The 21,205-nt window shown below is 43.9% G+C and carries 11 protein-coding genes; 9 read left to right on the top strand and 2 right to left on the bottom strand.

The window, feature by feature from the left end:
• Positions 1 to 134 precede the first annotated feature (134 nt).
• From R8G66_18925 to R8G66_18915, 3 genes are all read left to right on the top strand, one after another.
• On the top strand, positions 135 to 1,427 hold the full coding sequence (locus tag R8G66_18925) for a M20/M25/M40 family metallo-hydrolase (GenBank protein ID MDW3194458.1): 1,293 nt from the start codon (positions 135 to 137) through the stop codon (positions 1,425 to 1,427).
• 514 nt (positions 1,428 to 1,941) lie between these two features.
• Positions 1,942 to 2,553 carry a flavin reductase gene (locus tag R8G66_18920; GenBank protein ID MDW3194457.1) on the top strand — a complete coding sequence of 204 codons (612 nt, stop codon included), beginning with the start codon at positions 1,942 to 1,944 and terminating at the stop codon, positions 2,551 to 2,553.
• Positions 2,554 to 2,612: 59 nt separating this feature from the next.
• A complete protein-coding gene (locus R8G66_18915; GenBank protein MDW3194456.1) occupies positions 2,613 to 3,968 on the top strand; it encodes a phenylacetate--CoA ligase in 1,356 nt (451 codons plus the stop codon).
• A gap of 126 nt (positions 3,969 to 4,094) precedes the next feature.
• On the opposite strand, the gene R8G66_18910 is transcribed toward R8G66_18915, so the two are convergent.
• Complete coding sequence (locus R8G66_18910) at positions 4,095 to 6,356, bottom strand: isocitrate lyase family protein (protein MDW3194455.1); 2,262 nt, start codon at positions 6,354 to 6,356, stop codon at positions 4,095 to 4,097.
• A gap of 13 nt (positions 6,357 to 6,369) precedes the next feature.
• Positions 6,370 to 8,271, bottom strand: a complete 1,902-nt coding sequence (locus R8G66_18905) for a malate synthase (protein ID MDW3194454.1) — start codon at positions 8,269 to 8,271, stop codon at positions 6,370 to 6,372.
• Between the two features lie 302 nt (positions 8,272 to 8,573).
• Between R8G66_18905 and R8G66_18900 the strand changes: the two genes are divergently transcribed.
• From R8G66_18900 to R8G66_18875, 6 genes are all read left to right on the top strand, one after another.
• Complete coding sequence (locus tag R8G66_18900) at positions 8,574 to 10,037, top strand: helix-turn-helix domain-containing protein (protein ID MDW3194453.1); 1,464 nt, start codon at positions 8,574 to 8,576, stop codon at positions 10,035 to 10,037.
• Positions 10,038 to 10,172: 135 nt separating this feature from the next.
• Complete coding sequence (locus R8G66_18895) at positions 10,173 to 11,189, top strand: GntR family transcriptional regulator (GenBank protein MDW3194452.1); 1,017 nt, start codon at positions 10,173 to 10,175, stop codon at positions 11,187 to 11,189.
• Positions 11,190 to 11,320: 131 nt separating this feature from the next.
• Positions 11,321 to 14,329, top strand: a complete 3,009-nt coding sequence (locus R8G66_18890) for a TonB-dependent receptor (GenBank protein ID MDW3194451.1) — start codon at positions 11,321 to 11,323, stop codon at positions 14,327 to 14,329.
• A gap of 29 nt (positions 14,330 to 14,358) precedes the next feature.
• Positions 14,359 to 15,909, top strand: a complete 1,551-nt coding sequence (locus tag R8G66_18885) for a RagB/SusD family nutrient uptake outer membrane protein (GenBank protein ID MDW3194450.1) — start codon at positions 14,359 to 14,361, stop codon at positions 15,907 to 15,909.
• Between the two features lie 116 nt (positions 15,910 to 16,025).
• On the top strand, positions 16,026 to 19,295 hold the full coding sequence (locus tag R8G66_18880) for a CRTAC1 family protein (protein ID MDW3194449.1): 3,270 nt from the start codon (positions 16,026 to 16,028) through the stop codon (positions 19,293 to 19,295).
• Entirely contained in the window at positions 19,292 to 21,064 is a 1,773-nt protein-coding gene (locus tag R8G66_18875) for an alpha-galactosidase (protein MDW3194448.1), read from the top strand. Before R8G66_18880 ends, R8G66_18875 begins: the two co-directional genes overlap by 4 nt.
• Positions 21,065 to 21,205: the final 141 nt, after the last annotated feature.

The raw sequence follows: 21,205 nt of genomic DNA, 5'->3' as shown, positions 1-21,205 counted from the left end.
CCTGTACAATACCCAATTAAGGGTAATTTTTTATTGGATTTTTACCGAAAAACCATGATTCCTTTTACCCAAAAAGACGCATACTGATATAGGAAATAGCCCTTCATGCTATATTAGAGCCTAAATTGATACATATGATTCGTTCCTTCCTCTTGATAATGGTATTGGTGAACTTCATCACCGTTGCGACTGCTCAACTCAATAAAACCGAGAAAAAACTGGCGCAATACATGGATGCCAACAATGAAAATGCCCTGGATTTATTGAAAAAGCTGATCAACATCAACAGCGGGACCATGAATTTTGAGGGAGTTCAGCAAGTTGGAAAAGAGTTGATGCCGCTTTTTGAAGAACTGGGAATGGAAGTGCGATGGGCGGATGGTTCTTCCTTTGACAGAGCCGGTCACCTGGTAGCTAAAATTGAAGGAGGAAAAGGAAAGAAATTGCTACTAATTGGTCATCTGGATACCGTGTTTGAGCCAGATAGCCCGGCGCAGGAATGGGAACAGATAGACGAGAATACCATTAAAGGCCCTGGAATTGCCGACATGAAAGGTGGAGATGTGATCATTTTACAAGCACTACGAGCGTTACATGCACAGGGGTTGTTGAAAAAAATGAACATCACAGTAGTGATGACCGGTGATGAAGAGCTAAGTGGTTCACCATTGTCTGAATCCAAAAAAGAATTGATCGAGGCGGCGAAATGGGCCGATATAGCTCTGGGTTTTGAGAATGGAGATGGTAATCCGCTCACCGCGAATGTGGCAAGAAGAAGTTCCTCTGGTTGGAAGTTGACTGTGACCGGGAATGCTGCACACTCTTCGCAGATATTCAAACCTTCAGTAGGTGCAGGGGCCATTTATGAAGCCTCGCGCATCTTGTATCAATTTTATGAAGAGCTAGCTTCTGAAGAATTTTTGACCTTTAACCCTGGTATGTTTGCTGGCGGTACAACTGTGAATTATTCGGAAGTTGAGAATAGCAGTACAGCCTATGGAAAAGACAATGTCGTGTCAAAAGAAGTGACGGTGACTGGGGACATTCGGTGTTTATCTCCTGAGCAATTGGAGAAAGCACAAAATACCATGATGGAAATTGTCACTCGGAATTTGCCTGGCACTTCCGCGATCATCGAATTTTCAGAAGGCTATCCGCCTTTTGCTCCTACAGATGGGAATTATGCATTGCTGGAGCAGTTCAGTAAGGTAAGTACAGACCTGGGTTTTGATCCGGTGAAGCCTGTGAATCCAAGTGATGCGGGTGCCGCGGATATTTCCTTTACTTCCGAATACATTGAGATGGGATTGGATGGCCTGGGTATGGCTGGAGCAGATGATCATACCATTCACGAGACGGGACATTTGCATACATTTCCGATGCAATCTAAAAGAGCTGCTGTACTGATTTATCGATTGACGAGATAATCGAAGCATTTCGTGAATTACTGTCTCTTCCTTGGGGGTTCCATCTTTTTCCTGCTGGTAAGTATTTTTTGACTCATGCTATCTGGATATATCAAACAGAGATTGAATTGGTGTTATTTTCATTCTTACTGAATGCATCCTTCTTTTGGATGGTTTTGGCTAATCTAAGGATTTACATTAAAGTCAATCATTCTGGTACTTCTTTGATGATTAAACGACATTATTCAGAAAAGCATTATGATCTTAAAGATCTGATCTATTGGCAAGAAAGGACCAATAGTTATCGTGTGAGATACCGGGAAATCATTCTTGTTTTTCCTGATTCAAGACAAAAATTGACTGATCATTCGGACAGATATAAAATCGAATCGCTATTTCACTACCTCAGGACTCATTACAATCCAAGTAGAAAACAATTCTAATCATTCAAAACAATACTTGAGAATGCTGGTTTTTCAATTAATAAGACCTCAAATGATCTATAGTGTATTACTCAAAACATGATATCGAGCAAATGGAACGCTTCAAGCGAGCCAATCTGATTAATTCCATGACAGGTATCAAACCTGCCAATTTGATTGCCACGAAATCAGAAGACGGTTTCCCCAATGTGGGAATATTTAGCAGTGTGGTGCACCTGGGAAGTGATCCTGCAGTGATTGGCTTTGTCATGCGTCCTCAAGATGAAAAACCGAGGGATACTTATTTGAACATCAAAGCAACGGGTGTCTATACCATCAACCATGTCCCTACTGGAATGGTGGAAAATGCGCACTTCACTTCTGCTAAATTCCCCAAAGAGCAGAGTGAGTTTGAATATTGTGGTTTTCAGGAGGAATATATTGAGGGATTCCATGCTCCTTTTGTAAAAGAAAGCCCCTTGAAGTTCGGATTGGAATTGGTTGATGAAATACCGATCAGGGTGAATAAGACCATTTTAATGATCGGGAAAGTACAGCATTTGATCTTCCCTGATGAGGCCATGAGTGAAACCGGTCAATTGAATTTGGAAACTCTGGGTTCGGCAGGAATTTCAGGCCTGGATGGCTACTATGACTTGAGGAAAATTGGTCAGTTTCCCTACGCACATTTGAAGGATGTGCCTGAGAAGTTGAAACTGGAATAGAAGTTTTTCAACCCCGTCATTTCGGAATTTTTGACCTTAAAATTTCAAAAGGGTCAAAAATGTCCGTAATCTCGATTGCAGGAGATGATTATGGAATTACCTTAAGGACAGCTAACCCAAACCCCATGCTCTACAACCCCGAAAGAGAAACCCTTCCTTTAGATGAGCTACGCAAACTTCAGTCTCAGCGATTGAAAACCATGCTACAGCGACAATACGATCATGTACCTTTTTATCGAAAGCTGCTTTCAGAAAGAGGTATTCACCCCAATGATATCAATGGGATTGACGACCTGTCCAAGCTTCCTTTCACTAGAAAGACGGACTTAAGAGATCAGTATCCGTATGGGTTGTTTGCCGAACCTGAAGATCAGATCAGAAGAATTCATGCATCCAGCGGGACCACTGGGAAACCAACAGTGGTTGGCTATAATCATCAGGATCTGGCGCTTTTTGATGAGGTAGTAGCTCGGTCACTGGTTTGTGCAGGAGCTCGGCCGGGCATGAAATTACACAATGCCTATGGGTATGGGCTATTTACAGGAGGGTTAGGTATGCACGGAGGTGCGACCAAACTAGGTATGGCGGTTATTCCGGTTTCGGGAGGAATGACGGATCGCCAATTGATGATATTGCAGGACTTTAAACCGGAGGTCATTTGTTGTACACCATCCTATGCGCAGACCTTAGCCGAAGAGTGTACAAAACGAGGAATTGATACCGGTAGTTTGGCTGTAAAATATGCAGTGCTAGGTGCAGAACCATGGACAGAAACCATACGCTCACAAGTAGAAGCAGGTCTGAATGTTGAAGCAACCAATATTTATGGTTTGAGCGAGATCATTGGTCCGGGAGTTTCACAGGAAGATGTAGAGGAGAAGGGCACGGGTAGCTATGTCTGGGAGGATCACTTTTTTCCCGAAATAGTAGATAGGGATACAGGTGAACCGCTTCCTTATGGGCAGGAAGGAGTGCTTGTTTTTACAACATTGACCAAGCAAGCCATGCCATTGCTCAGGTATTGGACCAATGACATTTGCTCCTTGCATTACGATTCCAATGGCAAACGGACCCATATTAAAATGTCCACCATCAAAGGTCGGGCGGATGATATGTTGATTATCCGAGGCGTGAATTTGTTTTACACCCAGGTGGAAGAAGTGATCAAGGATATGGATTTCCTGATTCCTAACTATCAGTTAGTAGTTTCTCGTGATGGAACCATGGATCAGGTACTGGTAAAAGTGGAAGTGGCTGAAGGAGTGGAGATCGCTAATCAGGATTTGGCCAGATCATTTGGAAAGAAGATCAAAGACAATATCGGCATTTCCATGAATATTGAGCTGCTGAACAAAGGCGAAATACCGATGAGTCAGGGCGGGAAGTTGAGTCGGATTGTTGATATGAGGAAATAGGCTTGAAACTTAACGGTTATTTAAGTCGTAATCATTCATATGGAACTTACTAAGATCAAGCTGAGGTCTAAAATGAAGCCGCCACAGCCCAAGGAGCCATGGCGACCAACCAAATCGAATATATAGTTAAGCTAGGACAGTTTCTTTTTCAAGAATTGTGTCGATGAAATGGTCATTTTCAATGGCTTCCTTGTTCACATCAGCAACAATGATGTGTCCTACTTCCTCAGAGAAATCCTTATAGATTTTCATGCGTTTCATGCCTTCACATTGACGGCTATTATCCACTGTTGGCGTGAGGTAGTGAATGCTAAAAGTCGAATAACGCTTGATCAGGAACAGATGTAGAATGGTCATCAATCGCTTTCTGCGCAAGCTGGTGTGGAACGTATTCTGATCACGAACAGATAGCAAGTTCAACTTATTGCGATCCGTCATGATGGTAAAGACGATGTTTGCCAATTTGCCATGCTCAGAGAGTAGTGACAATTCCATCACAGCAGAGCCAGGTAAGTGTGGCTTCAACGATACCTGAATGTTCTCCCGGATGTCATTCATCTCTTTCCAGGTATCAATCCACTCGGCAAGCAAGGTTTTGGGTAACTCTGTTTGCTTCAGGTGCTGGAATTGAGTGGAACCTTTACCCATCGCTTTGGTGGTAGCCGTTCTACCTGATGAAGCAGCGAGCGCACTGTCTAATCTTGGTCCGCCCACATGTGATTGCGGGGTACGATATGGGGAATCAAGCAATCTTAGTTTCCGCTGTACTTTGGCCAGGGCCAGCATGCCTTCGGTTTGCAGAGAGTTAGAGAACTCATCTGTGGCTAACCCATCAATTTGGTGTCCACCATAAGTGATGAAGTTGAATACAAAACCCATTTTGCCCAACTCTTCCGGGAATTGACTCATTTCTTCTTCCGTCATGCCCGTAGTATCCCAGTTGAAAGAAGGTGAGAGGTTATAAGCCAACATTTGATCTGGATATATGGCATGAATGGCTTCTGCGAACTTTCTGGCATCTTCTAAATCCGCCGTTTTAGTTTCCATCCATAAAAGGTCCGCATAAGGAGCCACTGCCAATGATTTTGCAATCGCGAATGGAATGCCACCCTTTACTTGATAGTAACCTTCAGGGGTTCGTGCCAACTCGCAATCCCATTTCACATCAATACCTAATTCAGCCGCTTTTGCCTGTGCTGCCTTAAGTGAAGCCGTTTTAGCGAACTTCAACCATTCCTGATGACACATGCCTACGTCTTCGCCATCGCCTCTAAGTTCTTCAATAATGATGGCAACGGCACTCCGATAGGTCATGACACCTGCATCATCTTCCCAAGTTGAAACGAGGGTAGTAGAGATGTCATTATAAGCTTTCTCAAATACATCATTTTCTAGACTCGTCAACTCGGGAATAAGCTCATCCGCTGCTTTCAGGACGCCAGCGTTTTTCAGCCAGATTCGGGCTGCACCTGCATCGGTTTCACTGATTTGATATAATTCATGCCCTTTGATGTCGATGACACCGATCTCGTTTAGGTATTGCTGTAATACCAGGAATGCATGTTTGTAAGAAGGAACTTCCAGGTTGGTGGCACCTAAAACGAAAGGTTGATCTCGTTCATCTGCAATGTTTTCAATCAAAGAGGCTGCTTCTGCATCTGTTCTGGCAACAATAAGTCCCTGTACGCGCATTGTGTCTAATTGAAGTCTCGCGGTGTTGACCCGTTTGATTTGTTCATCGCAAGAGACTAATACCTTGCCTCCCTGATGACCACATTTTTTGGTCCCGGGCTTCTGATCTTCAATGTGATATCCCGGCACACCTGCTTCTACAAACCTGCGAATCAAATTACGAACATGTGCATCTCCGCCGTGACCCGTATCTGCATCTGCAATGATGAATGGACGGAAATCTACCAAAGGCATCAGCGCTCTTTCTTTTTCGGATAACCGGAGCCTTTGAAATCGCTGGTTTTTGTCGGCAGTCAATAAAGCACGAACAATGCCTGCTGCTTCATCAGGTACCTGACTCAAAGGATAGGAGGCTAAGTCTGCGCCCGGGTCCTCTGTTACTGATCCTTTTGCAGAAGTAGCCCAGCCGCCTAAATAAATGCCTTCAATGCCGGATCGTTTCATTTGAACTGCCTGACTAGGAGTGTAGGGACCGAAGGTTGTGATCTGTTTTTTCTGATCAAATTTGGTTCTTAAGACCTTATAGAATTCAGCGGCTGCTTCTTTCGCAATACTGTAGTCATTGTAAATGGTGCCTTGTTGTTCCACGACCTGGCGTGCCGAAAAAAGTCGTTTCACACCTTTGAATCGGGGTAGATTAAAATAGGCTTGGGCCTGGTCAATCGCGTCGTTGATCAGCTCTTTTTCAGTTTTCATTTCAGTATTGCATTTAATTGGATAATTGATTTTCTAAAGGATTGAGGTCGGGATTCTTCGTGATTCGATTCCCAGTAGATTTTAGTTCATCGAAGTAGGTGCTGATTCTCTTTTGCGCTTCTTTCAAGTCATCGTTATTCAGGTTCAGGTTCAATAAATCAATGTACCAGGGAGCCTTGGTCTTTTCTCTTAGGCAAGTGTCCACGATCAATCGAGCGATTGGTAGGGTAGTGGTTTTTGAGTCCTCGTGAACGTCTTTGTTTTTAGCCTGTAACAATTTCTCGTACTCTTCTGCTAGAAGTTGTTCATAAACCTGAAAAGTGAATGTATCTCCTTCATCGAATCCAAGTGTTGGATCGCCCACAGTTAGCTTTCCTCCTTTATGGAGCCATTCCCACAGTACGCTGACCCGGATTTCGCCTGTTGCCATGTCTTCCATGAGATACAGTACATCATCATCCGTAAAAAAGTCGGCTGGTTTTAAGGCCGCGGCCTGGAATCCTCGTAAAAAGGCATTTCCGTACTGAAGGGCAACACTTAACAGGTTTCTTGCGCCCTGAATGGTCCTGGGCGCTGGGGCTAACTCCGACAGTGCTTTCGCATCTTCGAGGGTATGGGTTAGTTCTCCGAATTGCCTTCCAAGTTGATTGATCTCACCTGAAGCTTCCCAAACTGGTCGAATGATGTGCACCATTTTCCAATGAGCAACCCACTTTCCGGAGGCGCCGGATTGTCGTTCTCGAATCGCACCATTCATGGCTTTTTTCATGCTCGCTTGTACACCCGTTTCTGATCCTACCGGAATGTTTGGTTCCATGCCTCCTTGCCATAAACTGAAGTTGCCATTTCGATCTGGCGTATTCACCGCCCGACGAACCCGATCCTCATAGGCAGCCATGTAAGCATAAGTCATCCCGATGGCTTCAATATTCGGATTGATGAAATTTGAGTCTCCGGCCAGGGCATCTGAAACGCTATTGATGTAGTCCCATCTTCCGGTGTTGAAACCAACGAAGTGGTTACCTAATGCAGCACGAATCTCCAGTAGTTGAAAAGTAGCTTCCAATTGCTCAATAAGGACGTAAGCTTTTATGGTTCCTACAGCGAGTTGTAGGTGCTCTTCAAGTTTTGTTAGTAGCTTGTTCCAAAAAGCTGCTTCTTCTGCAGTTTGGATCTTCGGCAGGTATACCACCAGGGACGATCCGTTTTTGAAGTGCGTCTGGTAATTGTTGACAATATATAGTGTTAGGTCAACAATGGAGGCTGAAAATGGATTTCCATCAACGTCGCAGATATGGCGATCTGATAGGTGTAAGCCTCGTGCTCGAAATATGACTGTGGTATAATCCAGTTGAGACTTCCAATCATTGATGATCTTCTTACCCAGGAAATTTTCGGACCATGCATTCATTTCAATGGCCACTTCACTAGCCGATTCCATGAATAGGGGATCCCGATTTATGGCCAGTTTTAGATTTCGCTGATTGTCCAGCGACATGGTATCGATCTGTCCTAAAGCATCTTCTCCGTCAAACATCCATCCGTCAGCTCCTGAAAGTAGGGCATAAGCCACGTTTCTGATACTTTTCTGGGTAGGTGCATTGGGTCGCGCAGCTGGACCAGTTCCCTGTATCCATTGACATTTGAGGTCATGAGGAATGATGCTGCATTCAAAATCTCCGTTTCTGATTTCATCTACTGTTTTTCCGATTCCCGGAATTCTTACATCTCCAGGTAAAAAACCTAATGGTGAATTGTCCTTGATACGCGCCTGTCTTCGTTGATTTCGGAGTTGCATCAAGGCTGCTTGTTCCACATTCAAAGGGGCCAGAGCATTTAGAGCTTTTATGGCCTCTTTGGTATAAATATCCGGGAATTGCTCCTGGCTTTTAGGGGAGATGAATATCGCTGACATGAATGAAATTTTTCCAAATATAGTAATTTATTCTAAAAGCGGAAATTCCGCTAATATTATTTTATTCTTTTTTTGAACTATTTTCGTACTGATTTTGAAATGATGATATTGCGTCATTGCGATGGCACCGCAGCGGCGGACCGTCGGCCACCCGGCATAGTGAAGCAATCTTTCCGTAAGGGAGTGGAGACTTCCATCAGAGGTCGCTTCGGTTCAGGATTTAAGGTTTCTTAATAACTGACAATTCATCTTGCGAAGACGGAATTAATTGAAAAGTTTTCTCTGGTAAACTCTCTTTGTTTATGATCACCGATAATGACATTGCCAAACTGATCCTTGGATTCAAAGTCCGAATGCTGCGGTTATCGAATAAAACCTCTTACCAGAAGATATCGGATGAAACCGGGCTTTCAGTTTCTTATCTCAATGACATAGAGAAAGGTAAGAAATATCCTAAGCCTGCTAAGATTGCTAAACTGGCTCAGGTGTTTAATCTGGAATATGATGAATTGGTGAGTCTTAAGAGCGATAAAAAGCTCCAGCCAGTCATCGAGTTGCTCAATTCTGATTTCTTCAAGCATTTTCCACTGGAGCAGTTTGGGGTAAGCCTTGAAAAGCTCATCGATGTATTTACGAATTCACCGGATCGATTCAGTGCGATCATCAGTACGGTCCTAAAAATGACCCGAAGCTATCAGATAGAAAAGGAACAGTTTTATCGCATTGCGCTCCGCTCATTCCAGGATATACACGACAATTATTTCTCTACAGTAGAAGTGGCTGTCAAAGCCTTTCGAGAGCAGCAATCATCACCCATTCCAATTGCTTGTTCACCTGGAAGGCTGGAAGGTTTGCTTAAGTCGTATGGTATCACCATCGATATGAGGGCGCTTGGTCAGCATGAAAAGCTCAATCGTTTTCGTTCTTATTATCAACCAGAGAAGAAAGTCCTCTATTTAAATGATGGTTTAAGTGAAAGTCAAAGACGGTTCTTGTTGGCAAAGGAGTTAGGGTTTCAATTCCTGGGTATTGAAGATCGGCCTTTAGAAACAGAATTGGATCGCGAGGTTTCATTTGAAAAGCTCTTCAATAATTTTCGATCATCCTATTTTGCGGCGGCTTTGCTTATGGAAGAAGAGGAGATGGTCAAGGACATTCACCAATTGGCCCGTGCCTCTGATTGGTCCTCGGAGTTGATCTCAGATTTGCTGGATAAATACCAGGTTACTCCTGAAACACTATTTCAACGCCTGACGAATTTGTTACCTCATCATTTTGAGATCAAAGATCTGTTTTTCATTAAACTAGCAGGTACAAAGGACATGGTGAATTTTGACATCACCAAGGAGTTACATCTATCACAGTTGCAGTCACCTTATCACAATGAAGTGCATGAGCACTTGTGTCATCGGTGGGTTTCTATCAGTACTGTAAAAAACATCCGAAGCAGAAAATCAGAATACCTAACCGATGCTCAGATTTCGAATTACTGGCAAACAGACCGCTCTTACTTCTGTATTTCCGTTGCTCAGCCGGAAGGCTTCAATCAAGCTGCTCCGAGCAGTATTACCCTGGGTTTACTGATGTCGGAAAAGCTCAAAGGGACTTTTAACTTTATCAAAGACCCAGCTATCAAGACTAAAACAGTAAATACTACATGTGAACGATGTTCGGTTTTTGATTGTGATAGTCGAGTGGCACCACCAACAAGAATAGAGAAGAAGGACTACCAACAAATGCTGGCAGAAGAGTTGGCCAAACTCTGAATGCCCCGTTATTCATTGGTTCATGTTTCAAAATGCTGTTCTAAAACAACCATATTTTCATAACCATGGATTTTTACGTAAACTGCGTCAATTTTGTAGTGCGAATGAACCGATCGCAATTTTGACTGCCAATACATGACTTTAGCGTCTTACATCCATCGATTACGAAGCATACACACTCTTTCCAAGCATGAACAGATCATCAATGGGGTCATTGAAGCGATTGATCAGGAATTTTTGAAAGTAGGGGATCAATTGCCATCCATCAATGTGATGGTAGAAGAAGTAGGGTATGCGCGTAAGACCATCGTCAATGCCTACGAGGAATTGAAAGACCGGGGCTTGGTCGAGTCGAAAAAGAATAAAGGTTACTTTATCATTAGTAAGGAAACTCATCAGCGCAAGAAAGTTGCTTTGTTGATGTATGCTTTCGAGCGATTCCAGGAAGCATTTTACAACACGCTAAGAGCGGAATTAGGTGAGAGTGTGCAGATTGATGTGTTCTTTCATCATAGTAACCTGCAGGTTTTTGAAAGTATCCTGAATAATATCTATGGTAAATACGGTATCTACGTGATTGCTCCGATAGAAGACCCAACGGTTGCTGAACAACTGAAAAGGATACCACCTGAAAAACTGGTGATTGTGGATAGGAATCTTCCCATTGGTAAGGAGTACAACTACGTTACTCAGGAATTCCAGCATGCTACCAAAGCGCTCATGATCGAATTGTTACCAAGAATTCAGGCTTTTGAAAAAGTGGTCCTGTTTTATCGATCAGATCGGGATTATCCCGAAGGAGTGCTAGAAGCTTTCAATCAGCTGGTAGGGGAGCACAACCTTAATGCAGAGGTTCAAAATCAATATGAGGCGGGTGCTGTGCAAAAAGGTTCACTTTATGTTTTTATCAGTGATGCAGACATGTGGAACATCTTACTGGATTGCCGTAATGAGTCGCTGGATATTGGTAGAGACATTGGCCTGTTATCCTTCAATGACCATATCATGAAGGACCTGATCTTTGATGGGATCACAACCATTTCCACAAGCTTTACAGACATGGCAAAGGAAACCGCTAAGCGTATAGCAGACATGGGTAACCCAAAAGCCGTAACCATCCCTACAAGGTTGGTCACAAGAAATTCTCTTTGATATTTTCCAATATTTCACCCGTCGATTGAAAAAATCATAAAAATGATTTGGTGCAAACGTTATTCTTTTTCTACTTTAGCATAGTAGCATAGACTATCATAGTATAGTATGAACTTTAAAACCTCTCTCTTATGAAGAAATACTACCTAACGAGGCACCTCCTTTTCTGGGTGGCCATGGTATTTACGAGTGGAGCATTAGCACAGGTGAGGGTGTCCGGAACAGTTACGGATGCTTCAGAAGAACTTGTCGGTGTGACCATTGTGGAAAAAGGAACGACAAACGGTGTTACTACCGATTTGGATGGACGATATGCATTGGAAGTCAGTGAAGGTGCGACGCTCATCTTTAGTTATGTGGGCTACATGTCACAGGAAGTATCTGTGGGTGCTCGATCAATCATTGATGTCCAACTGCTGGAAGACATTCAGGCATTGCAGGAAATTGTAGTGGTTGGATACGGAACGACGAAACGACCTGAATTCACTGGTTCGGTTGCGACCATCAAGAAGGATGACATTGTGAACGTACTAGCCAGTAATCCGACGACTTCACTACAAGGTAGACTTGTGGGTGTGCAGGTTGAAAGTTTTGGTGGACAGCCTGGCGGTACGGCGAACGTATTTATTCGAGGAGTAAACTCATTGAGTAACGCCAGTCCGCTTTATGTAGTAGATGGATTGTTTGTCGATAACATGAATTGGGTCAATCCGAATGACATTGAAAATATTTCGGTGCTTAAGGATGCGGCTGCATCTGCCATTTATGGAGCACGAGCGGCCAACGGTGTGATCTTGATCAGTACCAACCACGGAAAAGCATCGAATAAGCCTCGCATTACCTTGACATCCCGAATAGGTGTCGATACGCCGAGTAAAAAATTGGATTACATCAATGGTCAGCAATTCACGGACTATTTGAATCAACGATTCGAAAATGATGGTGAGTCCACTCGACTGACCTGGAATGGGGTCAATACGGATTGGCAGGAAGAAAACTTCCAGACAGGCATGGTCAGTGACCTGGGTCTTTCTATTTCAGGAGGAGGAGAGAACACAACTTATTATATCTCAGCTAATCACTTCTATCAGGATGGTATTCTTGTTGGTTCTGGATTTGAGCGGATCAACTTCAGAGCGAACACGCGTTCTGAGCTAGGTAAGTTCACCATTACAGAGTCGATCGGTATTGCTGAGGGTACCCTTCAGGAAAATAACTGGTTTGGCTGGGATGGTACAGCAGCACCAACCTTGGCCAGAAGAAACAGTGCCAACGATGGAGGTTTTGAAGCGCCGAATGATCCGATTCACGGTCCGGGTGGTATCAACCATTTAGGATTGGCGTCTCTTGAGGACAATGAGACCATTAACCGAACGATCTTCGGTACTTCAAAAATTGATTATGCTGCAACCGATTGGTTGACCGCTTCTATCAACTTTGGTATCGATTATGTGAACACCTCGGTTTCTTCATTCACCCCAACTTACTTCATGAGTAATGTGGATGCGGTGTTGAATGTGAATCAACAAAGTGACCTAACGGAATTCTCGCAAAATGAGTTGAATACCTTGTTTGAAGCGACTATCAATGTAGAGGAAGAATTTGGCGAGCACAAAATCGGTGCATTGGCAGGTTATACGTTCTTTAGAGAGAACCAGCGCAATCACGGAATTTTCGGACAGGGGACACCTTCTAACCGCATTCGATCAGTTTCTTCGTTAACACCTAGTGATCAATTGATTTTGATCGGCCAGAACAATGAAGCCGCTTTGGAATCTTACTTCGGTCGATTCAACTACAGCTACGGAGGTAAATACTTGTTTTCCGCTACCGTACGACGAGATGCTTCTTCTCGTTTTGCAGATGATAATCAAACAGGGGTCTTCCCATCGTTCTCTGCAGGCTGGAACATCAGTGATGAAGCTTTCTGGAGTTTTTCAAGCATCAATTATTTCAAGGTCCGAGCATCTTACGGAGAGTTGGGTTCTTATCCTGAGACATTCTATCCTACGGAGGCAGTATTCTTAGCGAATCAGTCCAACACTTCTTTTGGTGGGTCTAGCGCAACAGGATTGGCACAAACGACTTTGGCTGATCCTAGCCTGATCTGGGAGACTACTCAAACGGTAGATATCGGAGTAGACATGGCGTTTCTGGACAACAGAGTGCAGTTGACCATTGATTACTTCTCAAAAGATATACAGGATGTATTGGTAGACATCAACGTACCATCGACTAGTGGAGTAAGCTTACCTGTAACTAGAAATGCAGGTTCTTTAGAGAACAAAGGACTTGAAATAGACGCAAGCTACCGTAAGCAAGAAGGTGATTTCCAGTATACCATCAACGGAAACATCGCTTTCAATCTGGTAAGTAAGGCTGGTGAAATTCCTAACACCATTTTAGGTCCTGGTATCGATGAAGACCTTCGAATTGTAAATAGAACAGCCACAGATCAGCCAATTGGATTCTACTATGGCTATATCGTGGAGGACAAGGTGAACCCTGCAACGGGTGATTTTGTAAGAGTAGATGTCAACGGTGACGGTGAAATTACCGATGCGGATCAAACCATCATTGGAGATCCTAATCCTGATTTCACGTATGGTATCAACTTCGGTGCGAAATATAAAAACTGGGATTTTGGTTTGAACTTCAACGGTGTTCAGGGTAGCGAAATCTACAACCTGGCACGCTACTATAGCATCTTGTGGCAAGATGGCGGTAAGCTGACAGATGTACTTGATGCGTGGACGCCAAGTAATACGGATACGAGTATTCCAAGAGCATCTATCGCCGACCCTGCAGGAAACAAAGCGCCTTCTTCGTTTTTCGTGGAAGATGGATCATACTTCCGATTGAAGAACCTGGACATTGCTTATACCTTCAAAGATGGTTTATCTGGAATCGATTGGATTCAGGATCTGAGATTGTCCTTGAACATTCAGAATGTCTTTGTGATCACTGGTTACAGCGGATATGATCCTGATGTCGCTTCTACCAATGGTGGTCGAGCCAACAGAAACTCGGGTGTGCCTGGCTTGAGACCTGCCGTGAATCCGCTTTTGGGTCGCGGACTTGACGCGAGAGCGTATCCTAACGCCAGAACGTTCATGTTCGGAATTCAGGCAACATTTTGATAATCAACTCAATTAAAAATATCATCAATATGAAGATCAATAAATTATGGAGGGTGTTGCCGGTATTCATCGTCATTCTCCTGGGTTGTTCGGATCAGCTGGATGTATCCAACAACAATGCGACTTCAACGTCCAACTTTGGTACTTCTGCTGAGCAAGTAGAAGCGGCCATCAATGGAGCATTTCACCCGGTCACCAATACCTTCTTCTGGGGCCGGATCATTCACACGGGTGCACTGTTGCGTTCGGATGAATTCAACATTTTCCCATTTGGTTCAAATACGGCCATGTCCACATTTCTGGGTAATCCCGGAGATCGGTGGGCGACTGAGCCCTGGCAGGAATTGTACAAGTCCATTGCCAGATGTAACAACATCATTGCCAGTGTGAACGAGGAAGGTATTCCTGATGCCACAACCAGGAATAGTCTGGTAGGTCAGGCTTATTTCTTACGTGCGTTTGATTACTGGTATTTGGTCAACTTGTTTGGTAACGTGCCTTTGATCACGGCGCCTCAGGATTTGGACAACCTATTGGTAAATCAGGCGGATCCATTGGCGGTCTGGGATCAGATCATTGCAGATTTGGAAATGGCGGAGGACATGCTTCCAGAGAGCTGGTCAGGTGATAACCTGGGCAGGCCTACTTCTGGAGCGGCAACAGCTTTGAAAGGGAAGTCTTACCTCTATCGAGGACAATGGACACAAGCGGCTACTGCATTGATGGAAGTTGTAAGTGGTGGACAGTACAGCTTACTTCCTGGTGCTCAGTACGGCGATAACTTCTCTACAACCAATGAAAATAATCAGGAGTCTGTATTTGAATTGCAGTACCTGGGACAGCAAACTTTTGTCTGGGGCGTAGACATTTCCGGTACGGGAAACATGGGGAACTACCATATCGATTATGCACCTCCAACGAAATCTCCAGATAACAGCCACGTGGTAAATCCCTGGTTGAGAGATCTCTTCGAAGCAAATGGCGATGAAACTCGCAGAAATGAGACCCTGGCTTACAACTATCCTGGTTCTACTGGTTACGGTGGGACAGATTACATGACGGATTTCGCCGGAGACATTCAGGTAGCGAATGATGCCGGAGTGGAACCGATCTTTTCTCGCAAGTATGCAGGCCTTGATTTGGGGGTACGTGCTGAGGTAGATTTCCTGGGAACTAATGTGGGTAACAACTGGAGAATCATCCGATACTCAGATGTGCTGCTCATGTTGGCGGAAGCTTTGAACGAAAGCGGAAACACAGGCGATGCAGCGATGTATGTGGACATGGTGAGGGATCGTGCGGGCATTACGCCAATTACAGGTGTGATTTCCGATCAGGCAGGCATGCGTCAGGCGATCATCGATGAAAGAGCCATGGAGTTGGCGGGTGAAGGTCATCGTTTCTTTGATTTGGTACGATGGGATCTTGCGGATGATTATATGGGCGGGACTTCCTTGCATGGCGATCACCCAAAATCCATCAGTGGGGGCGTATTCCAATCTGGGAAGCATGAATTGGTTTGGATTCCCAACTCGGAGCTGGATGCCAATCCTAATTTGAGCCAAAATTCTGGCTATTGATATTGAACTTCTTCGTAAATACACATCTAATAAGTGATAGGGGTCGGGCACCTGCCCGCCTCTTGTTTTCATAGCTTGACCATTTGACACATAATTTTCACATATTAATTATAGTGGTGATCCTATTCGTCGGGTGTAGCTCGATGCCCGGTGAGGATCACCTTTTTCAATTACGAACCGCGTCAAATACGGGTATTCATTTTTCCAATGACATTACTGAAAACGAAGAGGTAAACGTCATTGATTTCCAATATTGTTACAATGGAGGTGGAGTAGGAATTGGTGACTTTAATCAAGATGGGTTGCCTGATGTAGTTTTTTCTGGAAATCAAGTATCCACCGCTCTCTATTTGAACAAAGGCGAACTTAGTTTTCAGGACATTACCCAACCTTCTGGTGTAGCCACAACCTCCTGGTTGACCGGCGTTTCTATCGCCGATGTAAATGGTGATGGCTGGGACGATATTTATTTTGGGGTCGGAGGCGCTAATTGCAGTGGTCAATGTGAAAATCTCTTGTACATCAATCAAGGCAACAATTCGGAAGGAATTCCAACTTTCTTAGAAAAGGCTGGCGAATTTGGTCTTAATAATGGTTACTATACCCAACAAACAGTATTTTTCGATGCAGACAGGGATGGTGACCTGGACGCATATCTGCTTCAAAATGGCAACCTAAAATTTGATAAGAATTCTCCTGTACCCAATCGTTACTTCCCAGATCACCTGGGAGATTATTTGCTTAAAAATGAATGGGATGCAGAGAAAGGACATCCGGTTTTTATTCCAGAACCCAATTTTGATAGAAAAGGAGCAAAGGGTTTTGGCTTGGGTGTGGCCATCGAAGATTTCGATGACAATGGCTGGCCAGACTTATATACAGCGAATGACTTCATTTCCAATGATCGACTCTTCCTCAATGAAGGATCGGATCATACTGCGATTCAATTAATTGAATCTTCAAAAAGATTAACAAAGCATCAGACCTACAACGCCATGGGCGTGGATATTGCTGATGTGAACAATGACCTTCGCCCAGATATTCTTGTATTGGATATGCTGCCGTTCGAATACGAGCGACAAAAGAAAATAATGGGGTCCATGAACTATGAAAAATACCTATTGGCGCTTGACAATGGATATATCCCTCAATATGTCAGAAATACCCTGCAGATTCATAATGGCTCTAACAATGGATCCTTGAATCCATTCAGTGAAGTAGCTTTTTTGTCTGGCATCGCAAAAACCGATTGGAGCTGGGCGCCTTTGATGTTTGATGCGGATATGGATGGGGACAAAGACATTTTCATTACCAATGGCTATGGCAAAGACATCACAGATCTTGATTTTGTGAACTATGCACAACAGTCGAATATGTTTGGTTCAGCTGAAGCACAGGATGCCAATATCAAGCAATTGATCGGTGAGCTACCGGCAGTTCCTTTACCCAATTTCTTCTTTGAAAATCAGACGGATCTATCATTCGAAGACCTTTCTAATCAATGGATGAACAACGCTCCAACCTTATCTAACGGAGCGGCATTTGCTGACCTGGATTTAGATGGCGATCTGGATATGGTCATCAACAACATCAATGAAAAGGCCCATGTTCTGGAAAATACAAGCAACGATGCAGGAGATAAACATTGGATCAAACTTGATTTCAAAGGGTTAGATAAAAATACCAAAGCCATTGGTGCTCGCGTCACGATTTGGGAAGGAGATAAGGCCCAGAGAGGTTATCACTCATTGGTACGTGGCTACTTGTCAACCATGGAAAGTGGCGTCTATTTTAGTTTAAATTCCAATGAAATTGACTCGATTGAAGTGGTTTGGCCCCAAGGAGGAAGAACCATGCTCAAGGATGTTCAGGCCAATCGAAAGTTGAACATTCAAGAGCCACCAGGCACGGATTTACCAAATCGATCAGAAGGCGTGGAGCCCACATTAATGGTTCGCAGTGGAAAAGGATTGGATTTCACACATCGAGAAAACTTATCCAGTGATTTTGCTGATCAACGCTTATTGACGACCCAGATGTCGCAAAATGGACCCTGTATGGCATCAAAAGGTGACTTGCTGTTTATTGGAGGAAGCCACGGAACAGCAGGTTCTATTTGGAGAGATCAATCAGGAAGCTGGAAGTTGATACAATCTCTGGAACCTGAATTTGAGGATGCAGATGCGTCGTTTTTTGATCTGGAAGGTGATGGAGACCTGGATCTGTATGTGGGCAGTGGAGGTAGTGAACAAAAGGTAGGATCGTCATTATATCAGGATCGCATTTATGTCAATGAAAATGGAGGGTTTGACAGGTTGAATGGCATTGATTTATTTCGGAGTAGTACTTCCTGTTTAGTTAGCAATGATTTTGATCAGGATGGTGACGAGGACCTTTTCATTGGTGCTGGAATTGTCCCCGGGCGGTTTCCTGAAGTACCACAAAGCCGATTGTTGAGGAACGATGAGGGAGTACTTACTCCGATAGCAGCCGAATCGTTCAATCATCTAGGGATGGTTCGTGATGCCATTTGGTCTGATCTGGATGGTGATGGCTGGGACGATTTAATTGTTGTAGGTCATTGGATGGAAGTCCGCTTTTATCAAAATCAGCAAGGAGGGCTAAAGCCCTGGGAATTACCTGTTGTGGATGAATCGGGAATTCAACAAAATACGTCAGGTTGGTGGAATGCCATCGAGGCAGGTGATCTGGATGGGGATGGTGACAAGGATTTAGTACTCGGCAATCAGGGGCTGAATAACTTCATAAATCCATCGCAAGAGCATCCGGTATATGTTTATCATGGAGATTTTGATGCGAATGGCAGCCCTGATCCGGTGCAGGCGGCCTTCTATGATGTTGGCACGGAACAGCAATTGATGCCGATGCATACCCGCGACGATATTCTCAAGCAATTGGTAAGTTTGAAGTCGGAATACCCAAATTATGAATCTTTTGCTCAAACAGATTTTCAGCAATTGCTAAATCTTGATCGATTGGAAGAGAAAACACTTTCGATCACAACATCCGCTCATTTGGTGTTGATTAACGAACAAAACCAATTTGTCACGAGAGCTTTACCAACCATGTCTCAAATTGCTCCAATCAATGACATTTTACTACAAGACGTCAATGTTGATGGGAACCTGGATATGCTCGCCGTGGGCAATGATTATGCCGCTGAAACGCATTTTGGAAGATATGACGCTTCTCTAGGCGTTTGCTTGCTTGGAGATGGGAAAGGAAATTTAGAATGGCTGGATCCAGCCGAAAGTGGCTTTGTCCTCGCGGGGCAGGCAAGTGAAATGATCCTGACAGGGGATAAGCTCATGGTAGGGGTTAATGATAAAGACTTAGTGACATTTAATATATTACGAGATCAATGAACGAGGTGGTAACAGGCACACCCATCGAATTGGAGTTGGACAATAGCACAGACGCTCCGGTTTCGTTAGTCAATCTGAAGGAAGAATTTGGTTTAACCCACTATTTGTTTTCCTATCAATCAGAAGAGGCATCCGTACCAAGTCCGGTGACGGTCCGATGGAAGTTTCCGGCCTTTGGAATCAAAGGAGTTTGGAGAAATACAACTGACTTCAATAAGCGAATACAGGCAGATTGGGAATTGGAAGATCAGCGTTCCCGAATTTCTATTGATTCACCCGTTTTGGCACTTTTCGATCCTCAGGACAATAACGTTTTAACCTTTGCTTGTTCCAACGCCATTAACCTGATAACCCTGGGAGCCAAGTACCGCGAGGAGGATGACTTTTACTATTGTCACATGACCTTCTTTTCGGAATGCAAGTATCCCATCACCAACTTTGAAGTACAGATACGGATTGATCAAAGACAGGAACACTTGACCAATATTTTGGGAGAAGTTTCCCAGTGGTGGGAAGGTTTTGATATGGAACCTATGCCAGTTCCGGAGATTGCCAGAAAACCTCTGTATTCCACCTGGTACCAATTTCATCAGAATTTAGATCCGCTTACACTGGTTGCAGAGTGCAAGCTGGCCAAAGAACTGGGATATGAGGCAATCATCATTGACGATGGCTGGCAAACCAAAGACAGTAACCGTGGATATGACTATACCGGAGATTGGGAACCAGACAGAATACCGGACATGGCCGGTCTGGTTAGGAATATTCAAAATGTAGGAGTGAAGGTCGGTCTTTGGTTTTCTGTTCCTTTTTGTGGGGTCAAGTCCAAAGCCTATCAAAAGTTCAAAGGAAAATTCCTGACCGAAAACCATCGTTGGGCACCGGTTTTTGACCCGCGGTATCCTAAAGTCAGGGAACATTTGGTGAATATCTACCGACATGCTGTTGAAGCCTGGGGTTTAGATGGATTGAAGTTGGATTTCATTGATGATTTCCAGGCATATCCCGAGACGACCTTTGGAGATGATCCAAATCGAGACCATGAATCAATTAACGATGCGGTACATACATTATTGACGGAAGTCCGTGAAGCGGTTACAACTGTTCGACCTGATATTTTCATTGAGTTTCGTCAACGATACATTGGTCCGGCCATTCGAAAATTTGGAAACATGCTGAGGGCTTTTGATTGTCCCGGAGATGCCACCATGAACCGGGTACGAATTGCGGACATCAGGCAATTGGCAGGAAATACTGCAGTGCATTCGGACATGATCACCTGGAATTTCAATACCAGCGTACAAGATGCCAGCTTACACATGCTAGGGACTTTATTTGGGGTTCCCCAGCTTTCCGTATTGTTGTCAGAAACACCCAAAGACCATTTGGAGATGATCGGTTTCTACACCCGCTATTGGAATCGTAGATCAGAGGTATTTTGCAATGGCCAATTTCAAGCCATTCGACCACTGTCCAATTACCCGGTGATGCAATGCCATTTGGATCAGGTCTCAATTATTGGCCTGTATGAAGATTTCGTTGTATCCATTGATCAGGACTTTCAGGAACTGGATTTGTTGAACGCTAAGATGACCAACCAGGTGATGCTGAACGCGGATCGGGATCACGGCTACTTTCAATATGCAATTCTAGATTGTACAGGTAAGTATTTGTCTTCAGGAATGACAGAAATCAAGGAAGGTGGGAACAGTTGGATTGTGCCTGCAGGAGGCATGATCATTTTCAAAGCCGACCCAGACCAGGATTGATGTTGATTTTGCCTCAATTGCTGGTGGATTCGGAAAGAATTTTGAAGGCTTTTACTATCCAATCGTTTTCATTTTTGGCACGCGCCATAACCTTGTGTTAGGAAAGAACAAGTTTATTATATTCCAAAGTCAATGAAGAAA

The sequence above is a fragment of the Cytophagales bacterium genome (genome assembly GCA_033344775.1).
In the GTDB taxonomy this organism is placed as follows: Bacteria; Bacteroidota; Bacteroidia; order Cytophagales; family Cyclobacteriaceae; genus JAWPMT01.
Note: the sequence above shows the minus strand (reverse complement) of the source record. Positions and strands in the feature narration are given on the sequence as shown.

Bases quoted from the DNA above. Each gene is read 5' to 3' on its own strand.
- R8G66_18925 (MDW3194458.1), top strand. From the start codon at position 135: ATGATTCGTTCCTTCCTCTTGATAATGGTATTGGTGAACTTCATCACC.
- R8G66_18920 (MDW3194457.1), top strand. From the start codon at position 1,942: ATGGAACGCTTCAAGCGAGCCAATCTGATTAATTCCATGACAGGTATC.
- R8G66_18915 (MDW3194456.1), top strand. From the start codon at position 2,613: ATGTCCGTAATCTCGATTGCAGGAGATGATTATGGAATTACCTTAAGG.
- R8G66_18910 (MDW3194455.1), bottom strand. From the start codon at position 6,356: ATGAAAACTGAAAAAGAGCTGATCAACGACGCGATTGACCAGGCCCAA.
- R8G66_18905 (MDW3194454.1), bottom strand. From the start codon at position 8,271: ATGTCAGCGATATTCATCTCCCCTAAAAGCCAGGAGCAATTCCCGGAT.
- R8G66_18900 (MDW3194453.1), top strand. From the start codon at position 8,574: ATGATCACCGATAATGACATTGCCAAACTGATCCTTGGATTCAAAGTC.
- R8G66_18895 (MDW3194452.1), top strand. From the start codon at position 10,173: ATGACTTTAGCGTCTTACATCCATCGATTACGAAGCATACACACTCTT.
- R8G66_18890 (MDW3194451.1), top strand. From the start codon at position 11,321: ATGAAGAAATACTACCTAACGAGGCACCTCCTTTTCTGGGTGGCCATG.
- R8G66_18885 (MDW3194450.1), top strand. From the start codon at position 14,359: ATGAAGATCAATAAATTATGGAGGGTGTTGCCGGTATTCATCGTCATT.
- R8G66_18875 (MDW3194448.1), top strand. From the start codon at position 19,292: ATGAACGAGGTGGTAACAGGCACACCCATCGAATTGGAGTTGGACAAT.